The organism is Paenibacillus sp. 01T422 (assembly GCF_056398785.1).
The window spans coordinates 1-1,641 of the sequence record NZ_JBFTQB010001157.1 but is presented as its reverse complement, the minus strand read 5'-3'; the positions used below and the strand labels follow the sequence as shown (position 1 = coordinate 1,641).

Annotated in this window: 1 protein-coding gene; it reads right to left on the bottom strand. The window is 44.4% G+C overall.

All coding sequences use genetic code 11. The features are described 5' to 3' along the window. The coding region (locus AC1DUA_RS36675; RefSeq protein WP_477504413.1) for a chitobiase/beta-hexosaminidase C-terminal domain-containing protein at nt 1–1,315 on the bottom strand (1,315 nt) is incomplete at its 3' end. Between the last annotated feature and the right edge of the window lie 326 nt (nt 1,316–1,641).

Below are 1,641 nucleotides of genomic sequence, written 5' to 3'. Positions count from 1 at the left end.
TCGTATAAGTAAAATTACGTTTAATTTCTTCATTGGTATTCCCCGTTAATTTCACGACCCACTTTTTACCCGCTAATGCGCCAGCGCTGTTGTACGGAAGGTCTCCCGGCCCTTTCCATACACCTCCAGGAGCTATGTCACCCGGATCGCCGTTGTACTCCACTCGCTCAATCTCTATGCGATCACTGTACACCTCAATGAATTGGGATTGACTCTGAGGGAATAGGGCTTCATTATTAAGCCCATCTTGCGATACAGCGGAGTACCCCTGGTCTGTTTCAACATAAGACATCGAGCCAACATTGACCGCGGTGAAATCTTTCTGATAAATGGAACGATCATCGTTAATGTTCAAATGCGAGTGACCGGAAAAAACAACTACTTGAGGAAAATCCTGCAAATCAGTATACAGGTTCTGATTGGCAGATTGCTGCCCATCCATGACGGTACCGGCAACCGGATGGTGCAGCGTAATGAAGATCGGTTTGTTCCGATTCGCTTGATCGGCAGTTATTGCTTGGAGTCTTCCCGTCAGCCAGTTTCTTTGATTCGAGTCTCCGTTGTAGTTGTTTGCGTTCAAGAAGAAAAAGGAATACCCCCCGATTGTCTTCTCGTAATACCCGTTCTGCTGAGTCGTAAACCAATCTGCTGGGTAGCGGGTTCTGACATCGGAAACAGCTGCGTCATGATTACCAATAGCAATCTGAACATTCGTGTTGGTCATGTTTTTGCGAGCGAGCTGTTCACTGAGAACATTGTAAGCAAAAGTATGATCAGGTCCTTTGCCATTGCCATTATCATTGATGATGTCACCCGCGATAAGAATGGCATCCGGATTGGGGAAAATGGAGGACATGACATCAAAATTGCTGGCCCATCTAGCTCGAGTTATGGCATCATCCGAGCCAGGGCCGATATGAATGTCCGACATCGCAGCAAATTTCAGCAGCGGCTGCTCTGTTGTCTTAATGATATAGCCGTATGTCCCGGCTGCACTCCAAACGCCGTCCTTATAGGCAATCACCGAAATGTTCGTCGATTCCGTTAGGACGATCGGCGTTCCGTTAAACTTGAGGCTGGTCTCGTCAGGCAACGTCCCATCCAACGTGTAGTAGATGTCTGCTCCCGGGGTCGTGGAGGTAAGCGCAACACTGACGGATTGCTCATAGCGTCCTGCGGGTGCGGAAGGCACGGGCTTGTCAATAATCACTGAGGCAACTGCAACTGGAATAAAGCCTGCTCCCGCTGAATAAACAGCAGAGCAAGCGATGGTACAGGCCATTAATGCAGATACGATTTTCTTAACATTCAACATGAGAAGTCCTCCTTTTAATAAATTGATTTGTTACCTGATACATTGAGTTCGTTCACCGAAATAAGATGCTTGGAAACAATATGGTTGGATGTAGGCACTCCTCCTCAACAAAGAAAAACAAACTTATTATATTGTTTTCTTTAAATATTTAATTGTATTTTATTGGTTTTTTATTTGTGGAGTGTTACATGAATATGTTAATTTTGTAAATATATTAAATATCATTTAAATAACCATTGTTCAATTTTCACAAAGCTGACTTCTCCCAATTTAGGGAAGATGCATCGAAACTTCATTGTACAAATTTCATTCATCAGCACCACCAC